This is a genomic window from Pseudovibrio sp. W64, from assembly GCF_001623145.1.
Classification (GTDB): domain Bacteria; phylum Pseudomonadota; class Alphaproteobacteria; order Rhizobiales; family Stappiaceae; genus Pseudovibrio.
The window spans coordinates 549,585-571,432 of the sequence record NZ_LMCI01000038.1; the positions used below are offsets into that span (position 1 = coordinate 549,585).

Sequence of the window (21,848 nt, forward strand, 5' to 3'; positions counted from 1 at the left end):
CTTGCTGGCCAAGGGAAGCGTAGGGTGTGGAGTGTACACTCGGCCAACTCACTCAGTGTTCCGTTGTCTTTGAAAAGCGATAGGGTCAAAGGCCGATCAAGTGCTTGTTGGTTTCAAAAGCCGCGTTGATGCCTGAGATTTGACATATCTGGCCCCTCTGCGGCCTGCGCTCAGATAAAAGGGTAAGCTTGCTGCGATGAGGTATTTGCTGATACGGGCTAGCCACTTACCTGCCTTTTCTGGCGAGCCGACGCCAAAGACGGGGTTGGGTGCGTATTCCAGCACGTTTTGCTCAATGTGGTGCGCGGCATCTATGCCATACATGTCACGGACTGCTTTCAGCGCGACTTCATAGGAGCCGATGGCAGGGCCCGCGCTGTAAAACTTGCCATCAACCGCCACCTCTGTTCCGCTGGATTTTGCGCCGAGCTTGTCCAACAGCGGGGTGTGATGGAAATTGGAAGTGGCTGTTTTGCCATCCAAAATGCCAGCTGCTGCATACACCAATGTTCCTGCACAGACGGAAATCATGCCTTTTGCAGCAGGTTCCTGTCGCCGGATGAAATCCAGCAGTTCCTTGTCTTTCAGCAGCATTGGCTGTGTTGCACCCATGATGACGAAGTCGACCTGCGGGCACGTGGCAAAGGTGGTTGTTGGCACGACCTTGGGGCCAAGCAAGCATTGCACTGGAGTTTTGTCGTGAGAGACCACATGAAGCTTAGAGTTGGGGAACGCACTCAAAACGTCCACTGCCCCCAGGAAGTCTGGCAAATAACATCCTGAGGGCAGCGCCATAGCGATGGTTGGAGCATCGCCAGCTGTCAGATCCACTGGCTTTTTTGGAGTGTGAGCGGTGAACTGAGGGTGCGGGTCATATTCCAGTGTCAGCTCTGCAAACTTGGCAAAGCTGGTGCCGCGTAGCTTTTCCAGCACCATGAAGGCAGCTTCGATCATGCCTGTGGAATGGCCTGCGGTGTAAAATTTGCCATCCACCACTGCCCTGCGCTCAAACACTGGTTTGACGCCGTAGTCTGCCAGTAATTTTGCTCCCTGATCATCTGCGGTTGCAGTTTTGCCTTCCAACACATCGGCCTTGGCAAGCGCAAGAACGCCGCCGCTTGAGGCGACCACGTAGGCAACCCGTGAGCACTGATCAGTCAGAAAAGCCTGGAAGGCGGGGTCATCCTGCGCTGCTGTCGGAATGTCTGGAATGACCAGCACATCGAGTGGTGTGCGGTCTTGAAAGACACGATCCGGCACAAGGGTCAGACCATGCTGACCAGTTACTGGTTTTGTGGTCGCACCAATAATGCTGGAGCGATTGAGTGGATTGATACCCAGAACGGCCTGCATTTCGCCAAGTTCGGATTCATTGAAGCCCGGCACTGCAACATAACCAATACGATAGCGTTTCATGGGGACACTCCATTTCCTTCAGTGGGGCGAGCCCAACCAAAGATTCTCGTCATTCAATTTTGACAAGTTATATAAAAAATGTAAAAAGAGTCAAATGGTATCGATGATCAACTACAAGCCCGTGGTCGAGCTGCTCAGCCACTACGGCCTTCACAAGACAACCATGAGTGATCTGGCGGAGGCTGTCGGGGTCACACGGCAGACGCTGTACAATCGCTTCAAGACGAAAGATCATGTGCGTGACTGGGCATTGCTGGAGTTTATGTCTGAGGTGAATGACACGGCCATCGCCGTGTTGGACAACGCACCACCCGATGCTGCGCTGGACGCTATTCTGGAGGCGTTCGAGCGGTGGGGTGGTGATCATGTATCGATGGTCTGCCAGTCGCCTCATGGGGCTGACATATTGGAGGGCGGGTTACAGCTTGTCGCATCCAGAGCAGAAACACCCATCGACCGCTTTGAGAACTGCTTAGAAAAATTCATTGAAAGCAAGCAGCTCTCGCCTTCTCCTGCAGAGACGACCATGGTCCTCGTGCTGGCTGCCAAAGGTGTCTTTGTTACCTCTGCAAATGCGAAGGATTATTCCGAAAAGATGGAGGCGGTGGTCAAAGCTCTGCTGGGTGCCAGGCAGGCTGCGTAAGAGCGGCTTATTTTGCTTTGCAACGCACGCAAAACGTAAAGAACGCAAACGAACGCACAAAGGAACGCAAACTGAGCTAGCGGGACTTATGCCCGTCATGGAGCCGACAGTAAAAAACCGGCACAGAGCATAACTCCGCACCGGTTCTCATGTTCGAGGTACGCTGGAGGGTTAGCTCAAGCGCGCCAGAATTGCTTTTGCCGCAGCTTCAGAGGAAGCCGGGTTCTGGCCGGAAATCAGATTGCCATCTTCCAGAATGAAAGAACCCCAGTCAGCGCCCTTCTCATAGATCGCGCCTTTTTCCTGCAAGGCATCTTCCACCAGCAACGGCACAACATCGGTCAGCTGCACAGCGTCTTCTTCTGTGTTGGAGAAGCCGGTGACCTTCTTACCATTGACCAGCGCAGAGCCATCTGCAGCCTTAGCGTTGACCAGTGCGGCAGAGGCATGACAGACAACACCGACAGGTTTGCCAGCGGAATACAGCTGCTCGATCAGAGAGATAGAGGCTGTGTTGTCTACCAGATCCCACAGCGGACCATGGCCACCCGGGTAAAACACAGCATCAAATGCATCAGCAGAAACACCGTCTAGTTTCACGGTGTTGGCCAAAGCATCGTTTGCGGCTGCATCGGCCTTGAAGCGGTCAGTTGCGGCAGTCTGGAAATCCGGCAGGTCGCTCTTCGGGTCCAGTGGAGGCTGTCCGCCAGCAGGAGAGGCCAGAGTGATTGTCGCGCCAGCGTCTTTGAAGACGTAGTAAGGGGCCGCGAACTCTTCCAGCCAGAAGCCGGTCTTTTCGCCTGTGTTGCCCAGCTTGTCGTGGGATGTGAGGACCATAAGCACGTTCATTGTGATCTACCTTTCAGCAGGCATAGGGGGAGTAGCCACCAGTGCCGTGGCACTGGTGTTCGTGTTGTTTTTGTTCTTCTCGTTTTGAGATCAGTCGCCGATTTTTACGACGAGTTTGCCGAAGTTCTTACCTTCCAGGAGGCCCATGAAAGCTTCCGGCGCATTTTCCAAACCGTCTACCATTTGCTCGCGGTACTTCACTTTACCCTCTGCAATCCACTGCTGCATATCCGCTGCGAATTTAGGGTAAAGATTTGGGAAACTGTCAAAGATGATGAAGCCCTGCATGCGGATCTTCTTCACCAGCAAAGTGCCCATCAACAGGCCCATACGATCCGGGCCATCCGGCAGGCTCGTTGCGTTGTATTGAGAGATCAATCCACACAGCGGAATACGGGCATTTGCGTTGAGAAGCGGCAAGACCGCATCAAACACAGCACCGCCAACGTTCTCAAAATAAACGTCAATTCCGTCCGGACAGGCGGCTTTCAGGTCTTGTGCGAAGGTTGGAGAGTTGCGGTCAAGGCAGACGTCAAAACCAAGGTTATCAACGGCGTGCTTGCACTTTTCCGCACCACCCGCGATGCCAACAACGCGGCAGCCTTTGATCTTGCCGATCTGGCCGACGGTTGCGCCAACTGGGCCGGAAGCTGCTGCAACAGCAATGGTTTCACCCGGTTTCGGCTCGCCAATTTCCAATAGGCCAGCGTAGGCGGTGAAGCCCGGCATGCCCATAATACCCAGTGCCCAGGATGGCATTGCTGGCTCATTGCCAAGGTTGAAAACCATCTCGCCGTTGGAAATTGAGTAGTCTTGCCAACCACCCAGGCTCACCACCCAGTCGCCTTCGCTGAAGTTCTTCAGGTTGGATTTCACCACGACAGAAACAGTTCCGCCGACCATAGCATCGCCAATTTCAACCGGATCTGCATAGGATTTGGCATCGCTCATACGACCGCGCATATACGGGTCCAGAGACAGATAAACCGTACGCAGCAGCATCTCGCCTTCACCCGGTGCCGGGATAGCGGCTTCTTCAAGACGGAAGTTTTTGGATGTTGGAGCCCCGACAGGGCGTTCCGCCAGCACAATCTGGCGGTTCACTTCGGTATTCTGCGGCATTTCAGGTTCCTCAATTAATGTCAGTAATGCTTTGTTATTATTATATTTTATGAATTCAGCTTGGTGTAAACGCGCAGATCAACATTGCCACAAATCGCGTTGGAGTACGGGCAAAGCGTGTGTGCTGTCTGGATCACGTCATCGGCTTGCTCACGGGTCAAACCAGAGAATTCCAGGTGCAGGTCAATGTCCAGCACATATCCACCCTCTGCTTTCTCGATAACATTGCCTTCTGCACGCACTTCAATGGAGTTCAACGGGTATTCCTTGTGTCCGGAAACCATTTTTAGCGAATGCTCAAAGCAAGAGGCATAACCCACTGCGAAGAGTTCTTCCGGTGTAATGCCAGGGCCTTCAACTCCTGGAGGGGTCACTCGAATTTTAGCAGCTTCGTCGCTCAACGTCGGTTTGGCGGAGCGTCCGTTTTCTGCTGTAGTGTCAGTGTCATAGAAGACTTTCATATCTTCACCTTAGATTTTGGACTGGCGTCTGATGGACTAGGGTTCATACGGGTTGATGGCGTTATGCAGCAGGTAGCATTATTTCTGTGACCTCCAGTGCTTTCTGGAGTGGTTTCTTATCTCGTGTAACTTTTCCGATAAGGCTGGCGCCGAGCCACATCTGGTAGAGCACCTGAGCGGCCATTCTGGCTTCTAACTTGGGTGCCATAGAACCGTCTTTGATGCCGGCTTCTATGATGTCGCCTAAACGTTTTTCTACTCTGGTGGTCATCTGGGCCAACAGCTCTCTCATATCTTCAGAAATGTCTGCTATTTCCGCGCTCAGCTTTACGATCAGACAGTGCTTTGATGCATCCTCGGAGTGCTGATAGTTCTCCCAAAGGTGCCAGTACTGGAACAGCTTTTCACGCATGCTCAGAGCCTCTGTCGCAAGCAGGGCATCCAAGCTTCTCATATATTCATCTAGGTATTGTTGGACGAGTACGCAACCAAAGTGCTCTTTGGACTCGAAGTAATGATAGAATGAGCCTTTAGGAACGCCGGCGGTTTTTAACAGTACGCTCAGGCCCATGCTGGAAAAACCCTGCTCTGCTATCAACTTACGCCCGGTTTCCAAGATGTGTAGTCTTGTGGCTTCGCTTTTCTTCATCTTCATATGGTGTGTTTTAATTAAAAATAGACCGGTCGTCTAGCCCACTTCGGAATATCCCTTATGACGTCTATTCACAAGGACTTCAATGCGGGTAATTCCCTGAGTGGACCAGCGGGGATTGTTTATGATTGAGGTGAAGGCCGGGGCTGAGTTATGCCCGCAGCCCCTCTTCCATGATCGACCATGAATTGTCGAAGCGCTGTTCGAAGTCTGTCGACTCTTCAAGACGGGAAATGATCAAAGTCCCTTCGACGAGAGCGATTATAGCTTCCACCACGTCGTGCTCGTCTTTCTCTTTGATGTTACCCTGCTCTATGCCTTCCTTGACCAGATCGGAAAGCCGGGCTTTGATCTGCCCGAAGAAGCGGCGCAGAACCACCTTGGCCACGTTGTGGCGATAGAACTCAAACCAGATGGCGGTGATCACCCTGTGAGTGCGCAGGAAAATCAGCGCTGTTTTGCAGATGAAGTAAATCTGCTGCAGCTGCGTTTCCTCGTCCTTGTCATGGTCATCCAACTGAATGCGCAGGGCATCTTCATAGGTGGTGATGTATTCAGCAAGTACCTGATCTTTCGTAGGAAAGACCTGCGTTACATCCTTTACCTTCAGGCCAGCGTTAGCGGCGATATCAGCGTAAGTGGTCTCAAAGTAACCGAACTTCTCAAAGCAGGTTATAGCGGCTTCGAGAATGGAAGATTTGGAAGCAGGTACAAGGAAGTCCTCTGAATACTCGGAGTGGGACCTGTTCGTATCACTCATAATTCGCCTCTTTCCCAAATCGTCGCCTGCTACATACTCAACTCTGCAAGCAGTCTGATTAGAAACACATGATGGGACAACATTTTGCCAAGATGATGGTAAATCGCCATCTATGATTTCTGATAAATATAGATCGCTTGCTGAATTCCGCCGTTCTAATAGGGGCTTACAGGGTTCTCAAGTCGGTCTTTTACATATTACGCAACGCGCTCGAACACACTTGTCTGGAAATTCTGCTGGTTTTTCTTTGGCGTAATGTGAGTATGTGTTTGTGCGTCTGTCAGCGCAAAGACACCCGGCGCAAGCGCCTGGAGTTTCGCGGCAAGTGTGCGCGAAGAGTACCGCTGCACAGGAAGGCCGGAACATTTCTCAGGACCATCCTCAGAAAAGCTGGAGATGATTGCAGTGCCACCAACGGGAACAGCCTTAACCAGCGCGTTTATATAGGCTTTCTGGTCTTCAATCTCCGTGAGGAAATGGAAGACAGCCCGGTCATGCCAGACCTGATAGGTCTTCTCTGGTGTCCAGGTGGTAATGTCCGCGTTGATCCACTCTACATCATCCGCAACGCCGCCAAGACGCTCTTTGCCAGCGTCCAGCACGACAGATGAGATATCAAGAACGGCAAGCGGTCCATAGCCCGCAGCGTGCAGTATGCTTATCAATTTGGAAGCGCCACCGCCCACATCAATGAAGGTTTCGCCAAGTTTGAGATGCTGGGTGACAAGCTGATAAGACAGTGTTGGCTGGGTCTCATACCAGGTCAGATACTCTTCTTCGCGAGCATCATAAACCGCATTCCAGTGCGCGACTTTCTCGTTCATCTCAGGCCTCGTTTCTGCAACACGGCTCATATGGGAGTAGCCGGCTAAGAAAGCAATATATAATTTAGATAATTCTAAACTACAATCAATGGATTGTGCGAATGACCCAGCGTCCGGCTCTGGTCTGCTAGGAGTTTAAGCGATTTTGCAGTGTTCGTGCAGTTACGTTTTTACGATGCGGACAAGCCCATGTTGCCTGTTAAAGTCCTGTTCTGGTCTTTGGTTGATCCTAGTCTTTAACAATTGCGCAAAGAACCAAGGATCAGCCAATGCCTGAGAGGAAGAAGCTCGGTAATAATCTGGACAAGGTTGAAGTTCGGCCCGTGGAGTTTGAGTGTCACGGTGAAGTCTTGCACGGAGATCTCTACCTCCCGAAAAAAAGACCGCCCAATGGCAAGCTTCCCGGGGTTGTGGTCACCGGAGCTTGGACTTCAGTGAAAGAGCAGATGGCAGGTCTTTACGCCTCTGAGCTTGCCATGCGTGGCTTTGTAGCGCTGGCATTCGATTTTCGTGGCTGGGGTCTTTCTGCGCATGATGGCAAAACCAAGTATCTGGAAGACCCTGCCCGCAAGACGGATGATATCCGCGCGGCTATTGATTTCATGGGTCGATGCCCGGATGTGAATCCGGACAGGATCTGTGGATTGGGAATTTGCGCTTCAGCAGGGTACATGAGCGCTGCAACAGGTGGAAACCGGCACGTTCACTCACTGGCACTTGTTGCTCCCTGGCTTCATAATTCGGAAATTATCTCAGAGGTTTACGGCGGTGTGGAAGGCGTCAGCAGCTTGATGAAGGTGGGCCGCGATGCGCTGACCCATGAAGAGCCGCGCTACATTGTAGCCGCGAGTAAAGTTGATGACACCGCACTGATGTTTGACGTGGAGTACTACACCGAGGAAGACCGCGGTCTGATCCCGGAGTTTGACAACAAGTTCAATTTGGCCTCGTGGGAGGCATGGCTGACGTTTGATGGTGTGCACACGGCGGACAAGCAAAATCAACCAACGCTGATTGTGCATAGTGAGGCTGCCGCGATCCCCAAAGGCGCAAAGGAGTTTGCGCGACGTATGGGTGACCGGGCGACCACGTTGTGGTTTGAGGATGTCCGCCAGTTTGACTTTTATGACAAGACCCAACCCATTGACCGGGCTTTGGAAGCTGTCGCTGAACACTTCCTTTCCACGCTTTGAGCAGGATCTTCGATGAGCGACCCGTCCGACCTTGAAACAGCAAAAGACACCGCCGCCATAACCACGGTGCTGGAAGGCGTTGTGAACTGTTTTGATCGGGGGGATTATGAGAGCCTTGGCCTGCTTTATAGCGACCACGTGGAGATGGACTACAGCTCGCTGCTTGGTGGCACAGCGCATAAGAAGACGCGGGAACAACAGTTGATGGACTGGGCAGAGCTGCTGCCGGGGTTCGACCTGATGCGCCATTCTCTCAATGATTTCAATATCCGCATCGAGGAAGGCATCGCCAACGCCTCGTGCTCGGTTGCGGGGCAGCTGTATGTCGGTGACAAGGTTTGGGAGGTCGAGGGCCTCTATCAGTTCCGCCTGCATAAGCGCAGCAATCACTGGCGTATCTTCAAGCATAGTTTTGTGCTGAAGAGTGAGAATGGCAATGGTGATATATTGGAGACAGCCAAGAACAGAGCCAAAGCCCATCCACCTGCTTTCCTGAAACGACGCAAGGCGCAAGCTGCTGTCGTTAAGTTCCTCAAAGCTTTGGAAAATAAGGATATGGAGACTCTTGCCGATGTCTGGTCTGAAAGGGCAGTGCAAGATATGCCCTACTCGCCTGATGGCTTTCCAGATGTGGTGGAAGGCAAGGCCAACCTGATCAAGCACTACAGCGCGTGGCCGGAAAATGCTGGAGAAGCGGATTTCACCTCCAACCTGAAATTCTACCCAATGATGTCGCCTGAATGGCTCTTTGCGGAGTTTACGGGTGAGGTCGAGATTCTGACCACAGGACGGGAATACAACCAGATTTATGGCGGCTTGTTCCACGTGCCTCATGGTAAAATTCAGTATTATCGCGAGTACTTTAACCCAGAACCCTTCCGCTTTGCCTACGACTTGGATGAGGGAAGAGACCCGGATCACTTTCTCATTGGCGAGCCTTGATGATAATATGAAAATGAATTACTTATTTAATTGCAGTGAATGTTGGTGTGAACTGATCAGAGGTGCCAGATGGCCAGACGTGCGTTGATTACCGGTGGTAACAGGGGCATTGGGTATGCCATCGCAAAAGGACTGAAAAAAGAAGGCCTTGACGTCATTATAGGCTCGCGCAATGCGGAAGCAGGCGCGGAAGCTGCCAAGCAGCTTGACTGCGGGCATGTGCATCTGGATGTTGCGGACTTGCGCTCCATCGAACAGGCCTTTGATGATATTGGGACTATTGATGTTTTGGTGAACAACGCAGGTGTTCTCTATGAAGAGCCGATGCTGGAAAACCCTGCACAGTTTGAGCAAAGCATGCAAGTGATGGTGCATGGTCCGTATCACCTGATCCGACGTGCGGCTCCAGCTATGATCGACAGGCAATACGGGCGCATTGTGAACATGAGCTCCAACTGGGGGTCTTTCACTGAAGGGCTGGCTGGCCCCGGCGCTTATGGCGTGGCGAAAGCAGCGCTCAATGCCCTAACCCTTGCGCTTTCACGCGAACTGCCGTCTTGCGTGAAGATCAACTCCATGTGCCCAGGATGGGTCGCAACCCGAATGGGCGGTGAAACTGCGCCACGGACACCAGAGCAAGGTGCCGAAACCGGAATATGGCTCGCCACACTGTCAGAAGCCGGACCAAATGGCGGATTCTTCAGCGACCATCACCCGATGGGGTGGTAGAAAACTGCATTTGCGAAAGAGCTACCCTACTCCGCAGGCATAAGCTTCTTTGCCTCTGTCTCTCCTTGTTTGGACATAAGCTGTTCAAAGTATTGGATAGTTTTGACCAAACCCTCGCGCAGCTCTGTGGTTGGGCACCAGCCCAGATAATCCCGGGCGCGGGTGATGTCAGGTTTGCGCTGGAGCGGATCATCCTGAGGTAGAGGCTCCCTGATGATCCGGGACTTGGACCCGGTTAGCTCCAGCACAAGCTCTGCAAGTTGCTTGATGGTGAATTCCTTGGGGTTGCCGATGTTGACCGGCATGGAAATGTGATCCGGTGCATTCATCAGTTTGATCATCCCGTCCACCAGATCATCCCGGTAACAGAAAGACCGCGTTTGCATGCCATCGCCATACAGAGTGATCGGCTTGTTTGTCAGCGCTTGCATGATGAAGTTGGAAACCACACGCCCGTCATTGGGGTGCATACGCGGGCCATAGGTGTTGAAAATCCGCATGACCCTGATGTTGATGTTGTTCTGGCGGTAGTAGTCGTAAAACAGCGTCTCTGCGCAGCGTTTTCCCTCATCATAACAAGAGCGTACGCCAATGGGGTTGACGTTGCCCCAATACTCTTCCGGCTGCGGGTGGACCTGCGGATCACCGTAGATCTCAGAGGTGGAGGCCTGCAGGATCTTGGCTTTAACCCGCTTTGCCAGCCCCAGCATGTTGATGGCACCAAGCACGCTGGTCTTGGTGGTCTGCACAGGGTCAAACTGATAGTGAACGGGAGAAGCCGGACAGGCGAGATTGTAGATTTCATCCACCTCAACAAACAGCGGCTGGCACACATCGTGTCGTAACAGCTCAAACCGTTTGTGATCCAGCAAATGTTCCACATTCATGCGGGTGCCGGTGAAGAAGTTATCGAGGCACAGCACTTCATGCCCTGCCTCCAAAAGGGTCTCACTGAGATAGGAGCCCAGAAAGCCTGAACCTCCTGTCACAAGAATTCTGCGCCGATCATCAAGTGAGAACATGAGGCCAATCCGCAATACCGCCAAAGATTGGAAAAGCCTATCAGGCTGCCTTCGGACGTAAATATTGAAAAACCTCTCCCGATAATTGGGTCCTGATAAATTATAGTATTTTCAATGGGATGATGCCCTACACGTGTTTGTTGAGCAAAATTCAAATAAATGTGCTGGTTGAAGGCTTGCTCACAGCACCATGGCTGTTAGCATTACCAGTAGATCTCCTCACGCCTCGCGCGGCTTCTCTGTTCCCCAAATTTGAGAGGTTCACGCCAACAGCTTGTTGCAGGGCCCTAATGTCTTCCTCCCTTTCAGCTAGTGCGACCAGCGCTGGTATTCTTTCTGCTTTTGTTGGGTTCGCCAGTTCATTTGCCATTGTGTTGCATGGATTGAGCGGGGTTGGCGCAAGTGCAGAACAAGCAACCTCTGGCCTTATGGCACTTGCCATCGCCATGGGGATTTGCGGTATCGGCTTCAGCTTGTGGAAGCGTGTGCCCATTTCCGTCGCCTGGTCCACACCCAGTGCCGCGTTGTTGGCGACCTCCGGTCTTCCAGAGGGCGGATTTGCAGCCGCTGTCGGTGCCTTTGTGTTTGCTGGGTTGCTTGTGGTCATAACTGGGCTTTGGAAGCCTCTGGGCCGCATTGTTGGCCTGATCCCGGTTACTCTGGCCCAAGCCATGCTGGCAGGCGTCATCCTGCCACTGTGTCTTGTACCCTTTGAAGCGGTGGCCGAGATCCCTGCCCTCGCTTTGCCTGTTGTGCTGGCATGGTTTGTTGCGGGGCAGATTAACAAGTTACTGGCCGTTCCAGCTGCTTTGTTGGCCTTCCTTGTTGTGCTTTATTTCCATGCAGATACCTCAAGCCTTACCTCGCTGAAGCTGGTGCAAGCTCCCGTGTTTGTCATACCGGAGTTCTCACTCTCTGCTTTGATTGGGATTGGCATACCGATCTATATCGTCACAATGGCGTCCCAGAATATTCCGGGTGTCTCGATCCTTCGTTCCTTTGGGTATCAGCCCGTTCCCGGGCCGCTTTTCAGCTGGACAGGTGTTGGTTCCGTCCTCAGTGCACCATTTGGCGGGCACGGGATCAGCCTTGCTGCCATCACTGCTGCCATATGTGCCAATGAGGATGCTCACAAAGACCCTGCAAAGCGGTATTGGGCCGCAGTGATTGCGGGAGTTGTCTATATCATCTTCGGCATCTTCTCTGCCGGGTTTGTCGGTGTGGTTGAACTGGCACCGCGCATTTTGATTGGCGGTGTTGCCGGACTGGCGTTGATTGGAACACTCACCGTCTCGGTTCAGAGCATGCTGAAAGACGCGCCAAGTCGTGAGCCTGCCATTCTGACCTTCCTGATCACTGCGTCCGGTCTGTCCTTCTTTGGCATTGGGGCAGCATTCTGGGGGCTTCTGGTCGGTATGGGGCTTAAGTTCTGGATGGACTGGAAGCAGAAGGGCTCGCCGAGTGAACAGGTTACAGACAAAGCCTAGGACTACTCAGGGAACTTATCAAACTTCGTGACGTCTTCCAGATGATCATCCCAATTTGCCTTGCTGGCCATGAAGATGTGCGCGGTCGGCTGGGTATCGACAGGTGTGTCCAGTGACCCGGCAGGCACAACGAGGAAGTTGTTTTCTCGGTCATGTGTCGGCACTGGAGAGCCGCATTCTTCGCAAAAGCTTCTGCGGTGCTGGGTGGACGGCACATTATAGGACTTTATGGAATCCTCTCCACTGGTACAGGCGAAGTCTGCATCAAAGGAAAAGAGATTGGAGCCGTGAACGGAGCCGGTTCCTTTGCGGCAATAGCTGCAGTGGCAGAAATAGAACTTCTTAAAGGTGGCTTGAATCTGAAATTGAACGGTCCCGCACAGGCAGGAGCCTTTATGAGTTTCGCGCATAATGATGGCCTTGAAGGGCAGATATAATTGGTTGGAGCGGCAATGTGGCAGCGTCGGTCTTCAAATGCAAAACATAAAAAAACGGCAGGGCATTTGCCCCGCCGTCTGTTGTATCCAGGATACAAATTCTTTTAGGCTTTTGCTTCCAACGCACGACGTTCCGCGATGCGTTTGCGTTCTGCAATAGGGTCAGGGATCGGCACCGCATTGATCAGCTCTTTGGTGTAAGGGCTCTGCGGATTGTGGATCACGTCATGGGCTTCGCCGATCTCAGCGATGTCACCAAACTCAAGAACCATGATGCGGTTACTGATGTGCTTCACCACGCTCAGATCGTGTGCAATGAACAGCAGGGACAGGCCGAGCTCTTTCTGCAGGTCCATCAGCAAGTTCACCACCTGTGCCTGAACAGATACGTCAAGCGCGGAAACAGGCTCGTCGCAGATGATCAGCTTAGGATTGGTGATCAGCGCACGCGCGATACCGATACGCTGACACTGCCCGCCAGAGAACTCGTGCGGATAGCGGTTGATCATCCGTGCGGACAGACCAACTTTCTCCATGAGCTCACGCACTTGCTTCTTCACTTCATCCTTGGATGTGTTCGGATAATGCGTTTTCAGCGGTTCCGCGATGATCTGGCCAGCAGTCAGGCGCGGGTTAAGCGATGCGAGAGGATCCTGAAAGATCATCTGGATTTCCTTGCGGGTCGCCAGAAGGTCTTTCTCGTTCATCTTCATCAGGTCGCGGCCCTGCCAGAACACTTCGCCGCCCTGAGATGGGATCATACGAATGATCGCACGGGCAAGAGTGGACTTCCCACAGCCGGATTCACCCACGATGCCAAGGGTTTCGCCTTCTGCCAGATCAAAGGAAACACCTTTAACGGCCCGCAGAATGTCTGGCTGATGCCAAGGCAAAGCATTTTGCTTTTTGATCTTGAATTCCACCCGCATGTCGCGAACGGATAAGATTGGCTCTTTCGTGCTCAAAATCAGCCCTCCGCCATTTGGGTTTCAAAGCTGCGATCCAGCGTAACCAAACGTTCTTCGTCCTGATCCAGACGTGGAACAGCGCTCAGCAGACCTTGCGTGTATGGATGGCTCGGCTTGCCGAAGATATCGACGGTAGAGCCCTGCTCCATCACTTCACCCTTGTACATCACCATGGTGCGCTCACAGGAGCCAGCCACGATGCCGAGGTTATGGGTGATGAGAACAATCGCCATGTGGAACTCTTCCTGAAGTTCCACCAGCAGATCCATGATGCGTGCCTGAACGGTCACATCCAGTGCGGTTGTCGGCTCATCTGCAATCAGCAGCTTTGGACGACACAGCAAAGACATTGCAATCATCACACGCTGACGCATGCCGCCGGAGAACTCATGCGGGTAAAGATGAATGCGGTTTTTTGCATTCGGGATCTTCACCGCTTCGAGCATCCGCACACATTCTGCAATCGCATCTTTCTTCTTCATGCGCTTGCCGTCTGGCGAGTTGTAAATGAGCGTCTCAGCCATTTGGTCCGAGATGCGCAAATACGGGTTTAGGGAGGTCATTGGGTCCTGAAAGATCATCGCGATCTCATTGGAGCGAAGCTTGTTCATTCCCTCATGAGAAAGCCCGATGATCTCCTGACCTTGATACTTAATCGATCCGGAAACCTGCGCATTATGAGGCAGAAGCCCCATGGTCGCGAAGGCCGTCTGGCTTTTACCAGAGCCGGATTCTCCCACGATCGCGAGGGTCTCGCCCTTGTCGATCTGCAGGTTTACGTTTCTTACGGCTTCTACCACTCCGTCTGGAGTGTTGTAGGTGATCCGTAGATTTTGGATATCCAAGAGTGCCACGATTTCACCTCCTACCGGTCTTTAGGGTCAAGCGCATCGCGCAGACCGTCGCCGATAAAGAAAAAGCTGAACAGAGTGATGATGAAGAAGAACATTGGGAATGCCAGCTGCCACAACGTGCCATACTGCATTGTTCCAGCGCCTTCAGCAATCAACGCACCCCAGCTGGTGTTAGGCTCCTGAACACCCAGACCAAGGAACGAAATAAAGCTCTCGGTCAGGATCATCTGCGGGACCAGAAGGGTTGAGTACACGACCACAACACCCAGAAGGTTCGGCACGATGTGACGAAGGATGATCGTAATCGGCTTTACGCCAGTCGCGATTGCAGCCTCAACAAACTCTTTGTTCTTCAGCGTCAGCGTCTGTCCACGTGCGATACGAGACATATCGAGCCAGGAGATCAAACCGATACCCACGAAGAGCATGAAGATTGAACGCCCGAACACCACCAGCAGCAGGATCAGAACAAACATGTAAGGAATGGACTGCAGAATATCGACGATACGCATCATCACGTTGTCGACTTTGCCGCCAGAGTAACCAGCGATCGCGCCGTACAATGTGCCAACGATAACAGCGATCAAGGCGCCGACGATGCCGACCATTAGCGAGATCTGAGTTCCCTGAATGACACGAGCGAACAGATCCCGACCAAGTTCATCGGCCCCAAAATAGTGACCGTTCTCGAGGTTTGGTGCGCCGAGCTCTGCGATCTGACCCAGAATACCCCAATCGATCTCTTCGTTGGACCAAACTGCGATCATGTGACCGAGGGTTGAGAACAGGAATACACCGCACAAAAGGATCAGGCTGACCACTGCAGCCTTGTTTTTGAAAAAGCGGCGACGGGCATCTGCGAACAGAGAACGCCCTACGACTTCTTCTTGAGCAGCCAGATTGTCTGCCAACTGCTCCATTTTTTGAACATCTACCATCATGTGCTCAGCCCTCAATATCTAATCTTCGGGTCGACCCATGCGTACAGGATGTCGACAATGAGATTGAAGAGAATGGTGAGACCACCGATGAGGATCGTGATGCCCATCATCACAGCGTAATCTCGGTTGAGTGCTGAGTTCACATAGAACTGGCCGATACCACCGGTTGAGAAGTACATGTCAATGATAACGGAACCTGTGATCATGGAGACGAACGCAGGGCCGAGATAAGACATGACTGGCAGCAAAGCAGGCTTAAGCGCGTGCTTGAAGATGATAACTCTATACGGCAGGCCTTTAGCCATGGCTGTGCGGATAAAGTTGGTATGCAACACTTCCAGCATGGAGGACCGCGTCAAACGTGCAACGGATGCCATGTAGCTGGTAGAAAGTGCGATCACCGGCAAGATCAGGTGGTTCCACTGTCCGTCGTTCCAGCCGCCACCAGGCAACCAGCCCAGCCACAACGTGAACACCAGAACAAGGATTGGTGCCATAACAAAGTTAGGCAGCACTTGTGCACCGATAGAAACACCAACGGCAAAGTAATCAAGCCAGCTGTTCTGTTTGAGCGCTGCTGCGATACCTAGCGCGCCTCCAACAATGACTGCGACTGCAAACGACAGGAAGCCGTAGGTCAGTGTGACTGGAAAACCATGTGCGATGATGTCATTTACGCTTCGGTCCTTGTACTTAAAGGATGGGCCGAAGTCGAATTCTGTAATGATTCCACCAATATAGTTGACGATTTGAACATATATTGGATTATTCAGGCCATACTTGGCCTCAATGTTGGCAAGAACCGCAGGAGGGAGCGGACGCTCGGATGTGAATGGGCCACCGGGTGCCGCATGCATGAGCAAGAATGAGATTATTATGAGCAGCAGCAATGTAGGAATTGCGATAGCCACTCTTCGTAGGATGTAGCTGAGCATTGTTATTAGTGTCTCGTATGAAGAACGGGTGATTCAGCAACAAAAAGATGCAAAAACACCGGCGTCTGGGACACCGGTGCTCTTGATTGCTGGATTACTTCGCAACCTTGTAGAGGTTTTTAGCGTACCAGTTCTGCTCAGCGTTTTTGATCGGCCAGTTTTTCAACTGTGCGTTCATCATGTAAACGTTGGTGTAGTGGTAGATCGGAATGACTGGCATTTCTGCAGACATGATCTCTTCAATACGAGTGTAGTTTGGCTGTGGGTTTGCAGTTGATTTTGCGCCTGACAGCAGCTCATCAACTTCAGCGTTCACAAACTTACCGTCATTGTAACCGGATTCTGAATCCATCAGATCAAGGAAGGTAGATGCTTCGTTGTAATCGCCACACCATGCACCACGAGCAAGCTCAAAGTTCTGGTTGCCACGCTCGTTCAGGAATGTCTTCCATTCCATGTTGTTCATGTTGACTTTAACGCCAAGCTTCTGCTTCCACATCTGGGTCATCGCAATAGCGATTTTCTTGTGGCCTTCAGAAGTGTTGTAAACGAGGTCAAACTCAAGCGGGTTGTCTTTGGTGAAGCCAGCAGCTTCAAGCAGTTCTTTCGCTTTTGCATCACGCTCTTGCTGGGACCAACCAGCGAAGTCCACTTTTGGAACTTCAAAGCCAGCTGTTACAGCAGGAGTGAAGGTGTAAGCTGGGAACTGGCCGCCCTGAAGAACTGCGTCGGTGATGACGCGGCGGTCAAGAGCGTATGCCAGTGCCTTGCGAACACGAACATCTTTAAACTCTTCCGGACCGGAATCAGACAGGTTGAAGGTGTAGTAGTAAGAGCAGAGACGTGGGAAAACCACAGCCTGATCTGGATACTCTTTCTTCAAACGTGGGAACTGACCTGCAGGAACTTCGGTGCGGTCGGTTTCGCCAGCAAGGTAACGGGTCAGAGCGATGTTTTCATCGTTGATTACAAGGGTTTCAACCTTGTCGATGATTGTGCTCTCGTTGTCCCAGTAGTTGGTGTTACGCTCCATAATAGCAGTTTCCTGCGGAACGTGCTTTACCAGCTTATAAGCGCCGTTAGAAACGATGTTTTCTGGCTTAGTCCACTCAGCTCCATGTGCTTCGATTGCCCATTTAGGAGATGGGAAGGTACTGGAGTGTGTGGTCATTGCAGTGAAGTAAGGCAGTGGCTTTGTCAGCTTTACTTCAAGAGTGTGATCGTCAATAGCTTTGATGCCGAGTTCTTCAGGCTTCATGTCGCCTTTAACGATGGCGTCTGCATTCTCAACGGACATCAACTCAGCATACCACTGGTATGGAGATGCGAGTTCCGGGCTCGCCAAACGGCGCCATGCATATACGAAATCACCTGCAGTTACAGGCTTGCCATCAGACCACTTAGCATTGTCGCGAAGCTTGAACGTGTAAGTCAGGTTGTCGTCAGAAACAGTGTGGCTCAGAGCAACACCTGGTACCAGGTTGCCAAGGTTGTCCTGGCTGTAAAGACCTTCAAACAAGTTACGTGAGATCTCGGAGCCGGATACGTCTTCGTTGACCTGTGGGTCAAAAGAAGAGTGCTCGTCGAGAATACGGTATGTGAAAGTCTGGTCGTCAGCGAGTTTCTCGCCTGTTTCTGGATGAACACCCGCAGCAAATGCAGAGGTAGATAGCAATGCGGTGCCGACTACGCTCGCCAAAAGAGAGCTTTTGCTGAATTTCATCTAGGAATCTCCTCACTACATCGGTCGCCTGTTCCCCAACAGCGCCGACTTGGATACATTTCTCAATAGGATCTAGAGTTCACCTCAATTGAAGGGCAAACTCAAAAAATTGCATATTTTCCTGAGAGCAACGCAAAATAGAAATTATTTCGCCTGTTAGCAGCTCCCCACGAGTGGCTTTATGCTCAGTTCCCCTCGCTGCTGGCAGATACGCATATCCCGGTACGCACTCTAACGTAGTTTTTCTCTTATTCAATTGTATTCTTCGCAAGAAATGCCCGCTGCATCATATCCTGGGGGAAATGTAGCTAGATCGTTTGGCTAGGAACCTTGCACAATCCTAGGCTTTGTAAGCTTTTTAAGTAGTTTTGCGTCCAATAAAATTTCCAAGAAAAAACATCTGAATCATTCGCAGACACTATTAACCAAAATTGAGAGTAATTAGTTAGGTATTCATAACCCATACTCTTTGCCGGGCAGAGTCTTCGGGTGGGGCATATGGAAGATATTCAGAGACTTCAGAGGTCGGCGGAACCTGAATTACAACTGCCGCTTATATTAGATCTTGATCACACGCTGATACGGACGGATTGCTTTTTTGAAGCACTCATTCTGTTCCTCAAATCAAACCCTTTGAACTTATTCGTTGTTTTTAATTGGCTCTTTCGCGGACGCGCCTATGTAAAACAGCAACTGGCCATTCGCGTAGATTTAAAAATCGATAATTTGCCGCTGAACGAAGATGTTGTTGCCTATGCTCGTGCAGAAGCTGGTAAAGGACGTGACGTTCATATGGCGACTGCCGCTGATGAAGTTCTGGCTATCGCAGTTGCCAGTCGGCTCGGTTTTGTTAATGAAGTTCACGCCAGCAACGGCAAGATCAATCTGAAATCAGGCAACAAAGCGAGCTATCTGGAACAAAGGTTTCCGGATGGTTTTGCGTATGCTGGTGATAGTATTTCCGATCTGCCTGTCTTTAAAAGCGCTGTCCGCTCCTTAATCGTCCACCCTTCCGACAATTTATCTCAAAAAGCGATGCGATGTGGTGAGGTCGAAAAGACCTTTGCAAGACCTGATGGTCTTTTTCGGCCTCTCCTGAAGAGTTTACGCCTCCACCAGTGGGCAAAGAACACGCTGCTCTTTGTGCCTCTTATTTTGGGTGGTCAGGCTTTGAACCCTGAAGCATGGGCGAGTGCAATGCTGGGCTTTGTGGCTCTCGGCGTTCTTGCAAGCTCCACTTATTTGTTGAATGACCTTTGGGATCTTGAAGCAGATCGTCAGCATTGGAGCAAGAAGGCAAGGCCGTTGGCATCGGGCAAGCTGAAGATCGCCCATGCTATGTTGGCCATCCCTTTGGGGTTTGCTCTGAGCTTTGCCATCGCGGCGGCATTAGGCCCCTTTGTCGTGTTGGGTCTTTTCGCCTACTTAGTAACAACAGTTGCCTACTCCTTCTATCTGAAGCGGGTACCTTTGCTCGACACGGCTGTGCTGGCGGTGCTGTTCACAATGCGTCTTGGGGTTGGTGTGACGCTGGTTGACGTGCCGCCCTCCCCCTGGCTCTTTGTCTTCTCCATGTATTTGTTCCTCTCGCTGTCTTTGGCAAAACGCCATACGGAGCTTGGTCGCCATGTGGAGGCTGGCACAAATGGGGAGATGTCCGGGCGCGGGTATCGAAACAGAGATTTGCCGATGCTCCTTGCCCTCGGCTCGGCAAGTGGATTGGCAGCAACGCTGGTTATGGTGCTCTACCTGACCAATGAAGCGTTCAACGCAAACTTTTATTCTGCAGCTGTACTTTTGTGGGGCATGCCACCCATTCTGTTTCTTTGGCTTGGTCGTGTCTGGCTGAAATGCCAGAGACTGGAATTGAATGATGATCCTGTGGTCTTCGCGTTAAAGGATAAGCAGAGCCTCGTGCTTGGCGGTATGCTGGCCATTCTGTTCTTGTTTGCCTGGTTCGGAGGTTATTTGATCTGATGGTTGCCGATCGCCTTGCTGCGCTGAAATCTTCTTATGACACCAGCCCAGAGTTCAGGCAGATCATCCGCTTTTTGTTAGCTGGTGGTCTTGCTGCTTTTGTAAACTGGCTGTTGCGGATTGCACTGTCTGTGTTCATGCCGTTCTGGCTGGCGGTGTTGCTGGCTTATTTCATTGGAATGAGTGTTGGATACACCCTCTATAAGCATTTTGTGTTTGTAGGGGCGCAGAAACCCGAAAGCATCAAACGACAGGTACTGATCTTTCTTGGGGTGAACCTGTTCTCTGCTCTCATCGTGCTTGGGCTGTCTGTTGGTTTAAATGCAATGCTCATGACAACCCTTCCGCTCTTTATCGCGCAAGCACTCGCACATGGTGTCGCCATCGCTGTTGGAGCGGTGACGAACTATATGGGTCATAAGGTGATCACTTTCCGCAAATCCCGATAGAACCTGGCTCAACCGTTTGCCGCAAAAGCAAGCGCTTGCATGGCGACGTTGAGAAACAGGGCTTGCACCACAAGCATCGCGAAGATCCCAATGTTGTCTTGTCGCACGGTGCGCACAACGAAGAGCATCATGAGCGGGAGCCAGTCCAGCACGTAGCGTTGCACGGAATACTGAGAAAAGCCGTTGGAGTGGTAGAAGAGTGTCACTCCTGCGATGAGAGCGATTGTCAGCCCTGCAAAAAGGTATTCCCGGTTCCATTTGGCGAGGAAGAAGTAAAGCAGGAACGGGGCGCCGATGAAAAGCGCTATGCCCTTGTCGCCAAAGCCGCTGATCTGTGTCAGATACTTGCCTGAAAACTCTATATCCGGCCCTTGCACAAAGAAGTGGATCAGGTTGAAGAGCAGATAATCCCGATGGAACAAGCCCAGCTCTTGAACACGATCCTCAATCCATGACGCAGATGGATCACCCAGAGCATCCCATTCTGGCGGGAAGATGTACGCATACCCAGTTTGCATAGGATCGCCGAAGCGGGCGTAATTGTAAGCAAAGTAGATGCCTATTGCGATTGCAGGAAAGACTGCGAGTTTGAGCAGGCGCCCAATACTCTCAGCATTGATTGCAAAGATGGTCCTGTCCGGTGGCGTCATCAGAACAAAAAAGAACGGCATGTAAAGAATGCTCATCTGCCGGGTGAGGAATGCGAGGCCGATAAACAATCCCACAAGCCAAGCATTTCTCTTGATGAGCGCTGACCAGAGTGCCAGTGACGTCAACATTGCAGCAACGGCTTGTGCAAAGAACCAGACACCATCAGCGCGGAGCACGGTGTATTGCAGCGGTGTTGCAAAAAGAAACGCTGCGACAAGCAATAGAGCCAGTCGGTAGTCCGTCTGGTAGTTGCGCGTAATTTGCCACCACACCAGTCCGGTAATGAAAAAGCAAATCAGCCCCAGAGCAATAAAGTGATGAAACCCTACACCAAACAGCGCCACAAATGGCAGAGCGATCAAGGCTGGTACGGGGGGGAATATGACAAAGATCTTGTCTTCGAAAAGCGCACAGTCCAGATCAAAGCAGCGCGAAGCCTCAAAGCGGCCTTGCAAAAAAGCCTCTGCAAGTAAGGCGTAAGAATTGGTTTCTGGCTGCTCCCCAATCATGCGAAAAATAATGACTGCCAGAAGAATGGAAACCAAACCAGCAAGAATTGTTGTGAGGAGTGCGCCTCTAAAACGGTCAATCGAAATCATAATGCCCCCAAATATGGGAGAGTAATAACATCAAGAATCCTAGTGTCTTCTTAAAGGCGCATAAGAGGACCCAAATTGGTGCGAAGTTCTGGCAAAAGGAACCGCACTAAAAACATTCTCAGTGCTAACTCCTCAAGGAACGTCATTGATTACAATTCATCTCATTTCTTGATTTCACGTTTGTTGCCTGATAGGTGAAAGATGTTGCTCCCAC

Annotated in this window: 22 protein-coding genes; 7 read left to right on the forward strand and 15 right to left on the reverse strand. The window is 51.6% G+C overall.

From position 1 onward, the window contains the following. Positions 1–96: 96 nt before the first annotated feature. The gene (locus PsW64_RS19050) at positions 97–1,416 is read right to left on the reverse strand and encodes a DJ-1/PfpI family protein (protein WP_063304590.1); all 1,320 of its coding nucleotides are present in this window, start codon (positions 1,414–1,416) and stop codon (positions 97–99) included. A gap of 94 nt (positions 1,417–1,510) precedes the next feature. Here PsW64_RS19050 and PsW64_RS19055 point away from each other — a divergent pair, with 94 nt between their 5' ends. Next, positions 1,511–2,059 (forward strand): TetR/AcrR family transcriptional regulator, encoded by a 549-nt coding sequence (locus PsW64_RS19055; RefSeq protein ID WP_208980882.1) that lies wholly within the window; start codon positions 1,511–1,513, stop codon positions 2,057–2,059. A 171-nt stretch (positions 2,060–2,230) separates the two neighbouring features. Here the strand turns inward: PsW64_RS19055 and PsW64_RS19060 are convergent, their stop codons facing one another. The 6 genes from PsW64_RS19060 to PsW64_RS19085 form a co-directional block, all read right to left on the reverse strand. After that, complete coding sequence (locus tag PsW64_RS19060) at positions 2,231–2,908, reverse strand: type 1 glutamine amidotransferase domain-containing protein (protein WP_063287799.1); 678 nt, start codon at positions 2,906–2,908, stop codon at positions 2,231–2,233. A 90-nt stretch (positions 2,909–2,998) separates the two neighbouring features. Then, complete coding sequence (locus tag PsW64_RS19065) at positions 2,999–4,030, reverse strand: NADP-dependent oxidoreductase (RefSeq protein ID WP_063304592.1); 1,032 nt, start codon at positions 4,028–4,030, stop codon at positions 2,999–3,001. Between the two features lie 47 nt (positions 4,031–4,077). Beyond that, positions 4,078–4,491 (reverse strand): Ohr family peroxiredoxin, encoded by a 414-nt coding sequence (locus PsW64_RS19070; RefSeq protein WP_082596691.1) that lies wholly within the window; start codon positions 4,489–4,491, stop codon positions 4,078–4,080. 61 nt (positions 4,492–4,552) lie between these two features. Further along, a complete protein-coding gene (locus PsW64_RS19075) occupies positions 4,553–5,146 on the reverse strand; it encodes a TetR/AcrR family transcriptional regulator (protein WP_057462421.1) in 594 nt (197 codons plus the stop codon). A gap of 148 nt (positions 5,147–5,294) precedes the next feature. Continuing rightward, positions 5,295–5,903: a TetR/AcrR family transcriptional regulator gene (locus PsW64_RS19080; RefSeq protein ID WP_057462420.1), complete on the reverse strand. Its 609-nt coding sequence runs from the start codon at positions 5,901–5,903 to the stop codon at positions 5,295–5,297. Positions 5,904–6,100: 197 nt separating this feature from the next. After that, the gene (locus PsW64_RS19085) at positions 6,101–6,727 is read right to left on the reverse strand and encodes a class I SAM-dependent methyltransferase (RefSeq protein WP_063304593.1); all 627 of its coding nucleotides are present in this window, start codon (positions 6,725–6,727) and stop codon (positions 6,101–6,103) included. 269 nt (positions 6,728–6,996) lie between these two features. On the opposite strand from PsW64_RS19085, the gene PsW64_RS19090 reads away from it, so the two are divergent. From PsW64_RS19090 to PsW64_RS19100, 3 genes are all read left to right on the forward strand, one after another. After that, positions 6,997–7,920: an alpha/beta hydrolase gene (locus PsW64_RS19090; RefSeq protein ID WP_063304594.1), complete on the forward strand. Its 924-nt coding sequence runs from the start codon at positions 6,997–6,999 to the stop codon at positions 7,918–7,920. A gap of 12 nt (positions 7,921–7,932) precedes the next feature. Further along, positions 7,933–8,862 carry a nuclear transport factor 2 family protein gene (locus PsW64_RS19095; protein WP_063304595.1) on the forward strand — a complete coding sequence of 310 codons (930 nt, stop codon included), beginning with the start codon at positions 7,933–7,935 and terminating at the stop codon, positions 8,860–8,862. 69 nt (positions 8,863–8,931) lie between these two features. Beyond that, a complete protein-coding gene (locus tag PsW64_RS19100) occupies positions 8,932–9,591 on the forward strand; it encodes an SDR family NAD(P)-dependent oxidoreductase (protein ID WP_063304596.1) in 660 nt (219 codons plus the stop codon). A 26-nt stretch (positions 9,592–9,617) separates the two neighbouring features. Here PsW64_RS19100 and PsW64_RS19105 read toward each other — a convergent pair whose 3' ends face one another. Further along, positions 9,618–10,613, reverse strand: coding sequence for a UDP-glucuronic acid decarboxylase family protein (locus PsW64_RS19105; RefSeq protein WP_063304597.1), 996 nt, complete (start codon positions 10,611–10,613; stop codon positions 9,618–9,620). 290 nt (positions 10,614–10,903) lie between these two features. Between PsW64_RS19105 and PsW64_RS19110 the strand changes: the two genes are divergently transcribed. Beyond that, positions 10,904–12,100 carry a benzoate/H(+) symporter BenE family transporter gene (locus tag PsW64_RS19110; RefSeq protein ID WP_063293032.1) on the forward strand — a complete coding sequence of 399 codons (1,197 nt, stop codon included), beginning with the start codon at positions 10,904–10,906 and terminating at the stop codon, positions 12,098–12,100. A gap of 2 nt (positions 12,101–12,102) precedes the next feature. Here the strand turns inward: PsW64_RS19110 and PsW64_RS19115 are convergent, their stop codons facing one another. The 6 genes from PsW64_RS19115 to PsW64_RS19140 all read right to left on the reverse strand — a co-directional run bounded on the left by PsW64_RS19115 (position 12,103) and on the right by PsW64_RS19140 (position 17,958). Continuing rightward, positions 12,103–12,510 carry a GFA family protein gene (locus PsW64_RS19115; protein WP_057463857.1) on the reverse strand — a complete coding sequence of 136 codons (408 nt, stop codon included), beginning with the start codon at positions 12,508–12,510 and terminating at the stop codon, positions 12,103–12,105. A 131-nt stretch (positions 12,511–12,641) separates the two neighbouring features. Continuing rightward, positions 12,642–13,502, reverse strand: coding sequence for an ATP-binding cassette domain-containing protein (locus PsW64_RS19120; protein WP_057463858.1), 861 nt, complete (start codon positions 13,500–13,502; stop codon positions 12,642–12,644). A 2-nt stretch (positions 13,503–13,504) separates the two neighbouring features. Further along, a complete protein-coding gene (locus PsW64_RS19125) occupies positions 13,505–14,359 on the reverse strand; it encodes an ATP-binding cassette domain-containing protein (RefSeq protein ID WP_063293031.1) in 855 nt (284 codons plus the stop codon). Positions 14,360–14,370: 11 nt separating this feature from the next. Next, the gene (locus PsW64_RS19130) at positions 14,371–15,300 is read right to left on the reverse strand and encodes an ABC transporter permease subunit (RefSeq protein WP_193757828.1); all 930 of its coding nucleotides are present in this window, start codon (positions 15,298–15,300) and stop codon (positions 14,371–14,373) included. An 11-nt stretch (positions 15,301–15,311) separates the two neighbouring features. Next, entirely contained in the window at positions 15,312–16,235 is a 924-nt protein-coding gene (gene oppB, locus PsW64_RS19135; RefSeq protein WP_057463860.1) for an oligopeptide ABC transporter permease OppB, read from the reverse strand. A gap of 94 nt (positions 16,236–16,329) precedes the next feature. After that, a complete protein-coding gene (locus PsW64_RS19140; RefSeq protein WP_063304598.1) occupies positions 16,330–17,958 on the reverse strand; it encodes a peptide ABC transporter substrate-binding protein in 1,629 nt (542 codons plus the stop codon). Between the two features lie 498 nt (positions 17,959–18,456). On the opposite strand from PsW64_RS19140, the gene PsW64_RS19145 reads away from it, so the two are divergent. Beyond that, the gene (locus PsW64_RS19145; RefSeq protein ID WP_082831162.1) at positions 18,457–19,935 is read left to right on the forward strand and encodes a UbiA family prenyltransferase; all 1,479 of its coding nucleotides are present in this window, start codon (positions 18,457–18,459) and stop codon (positions 19,933–19,935) included. After that, the gene (locus PsW64_RS19150) at positions 19,935–20,384 is read left to right on the forward strand and encodes a GtrA family protein (RefSeq protein ID WP_063304599.1); all 450 of its coding nucleotides are present in this window, start codon (positions 19,935–19,937) and stop codon (positions 20,382–20,384) included. The genes PsW64_RS19145 and PsW64_RS19150 overlap by 1 nt, the downstream gene beginning before the upstream one ends. A gap of 8 nt (positions 20,385–20,392) precedes the next feature. Here the strand turns inward: PsW64_RS19150 and PsW64_RS19155 are convergent, their stop codons facing one another. Beyond that, the gene (locus PsW64_RS19155; RefSeq protein WP_063304600.1) at positions 20,393–21,634 is read right to left on the reverse strand and encodes a glycosyltransferase family 39 protein; all 1,242 of its coding nucleotides are present in this window, start codon (positions 21,632–21,634) and stop codon (positions 20,393–20,395) included. Positions 21,635–21,848 lie beyond the last annotated feature (214 nt).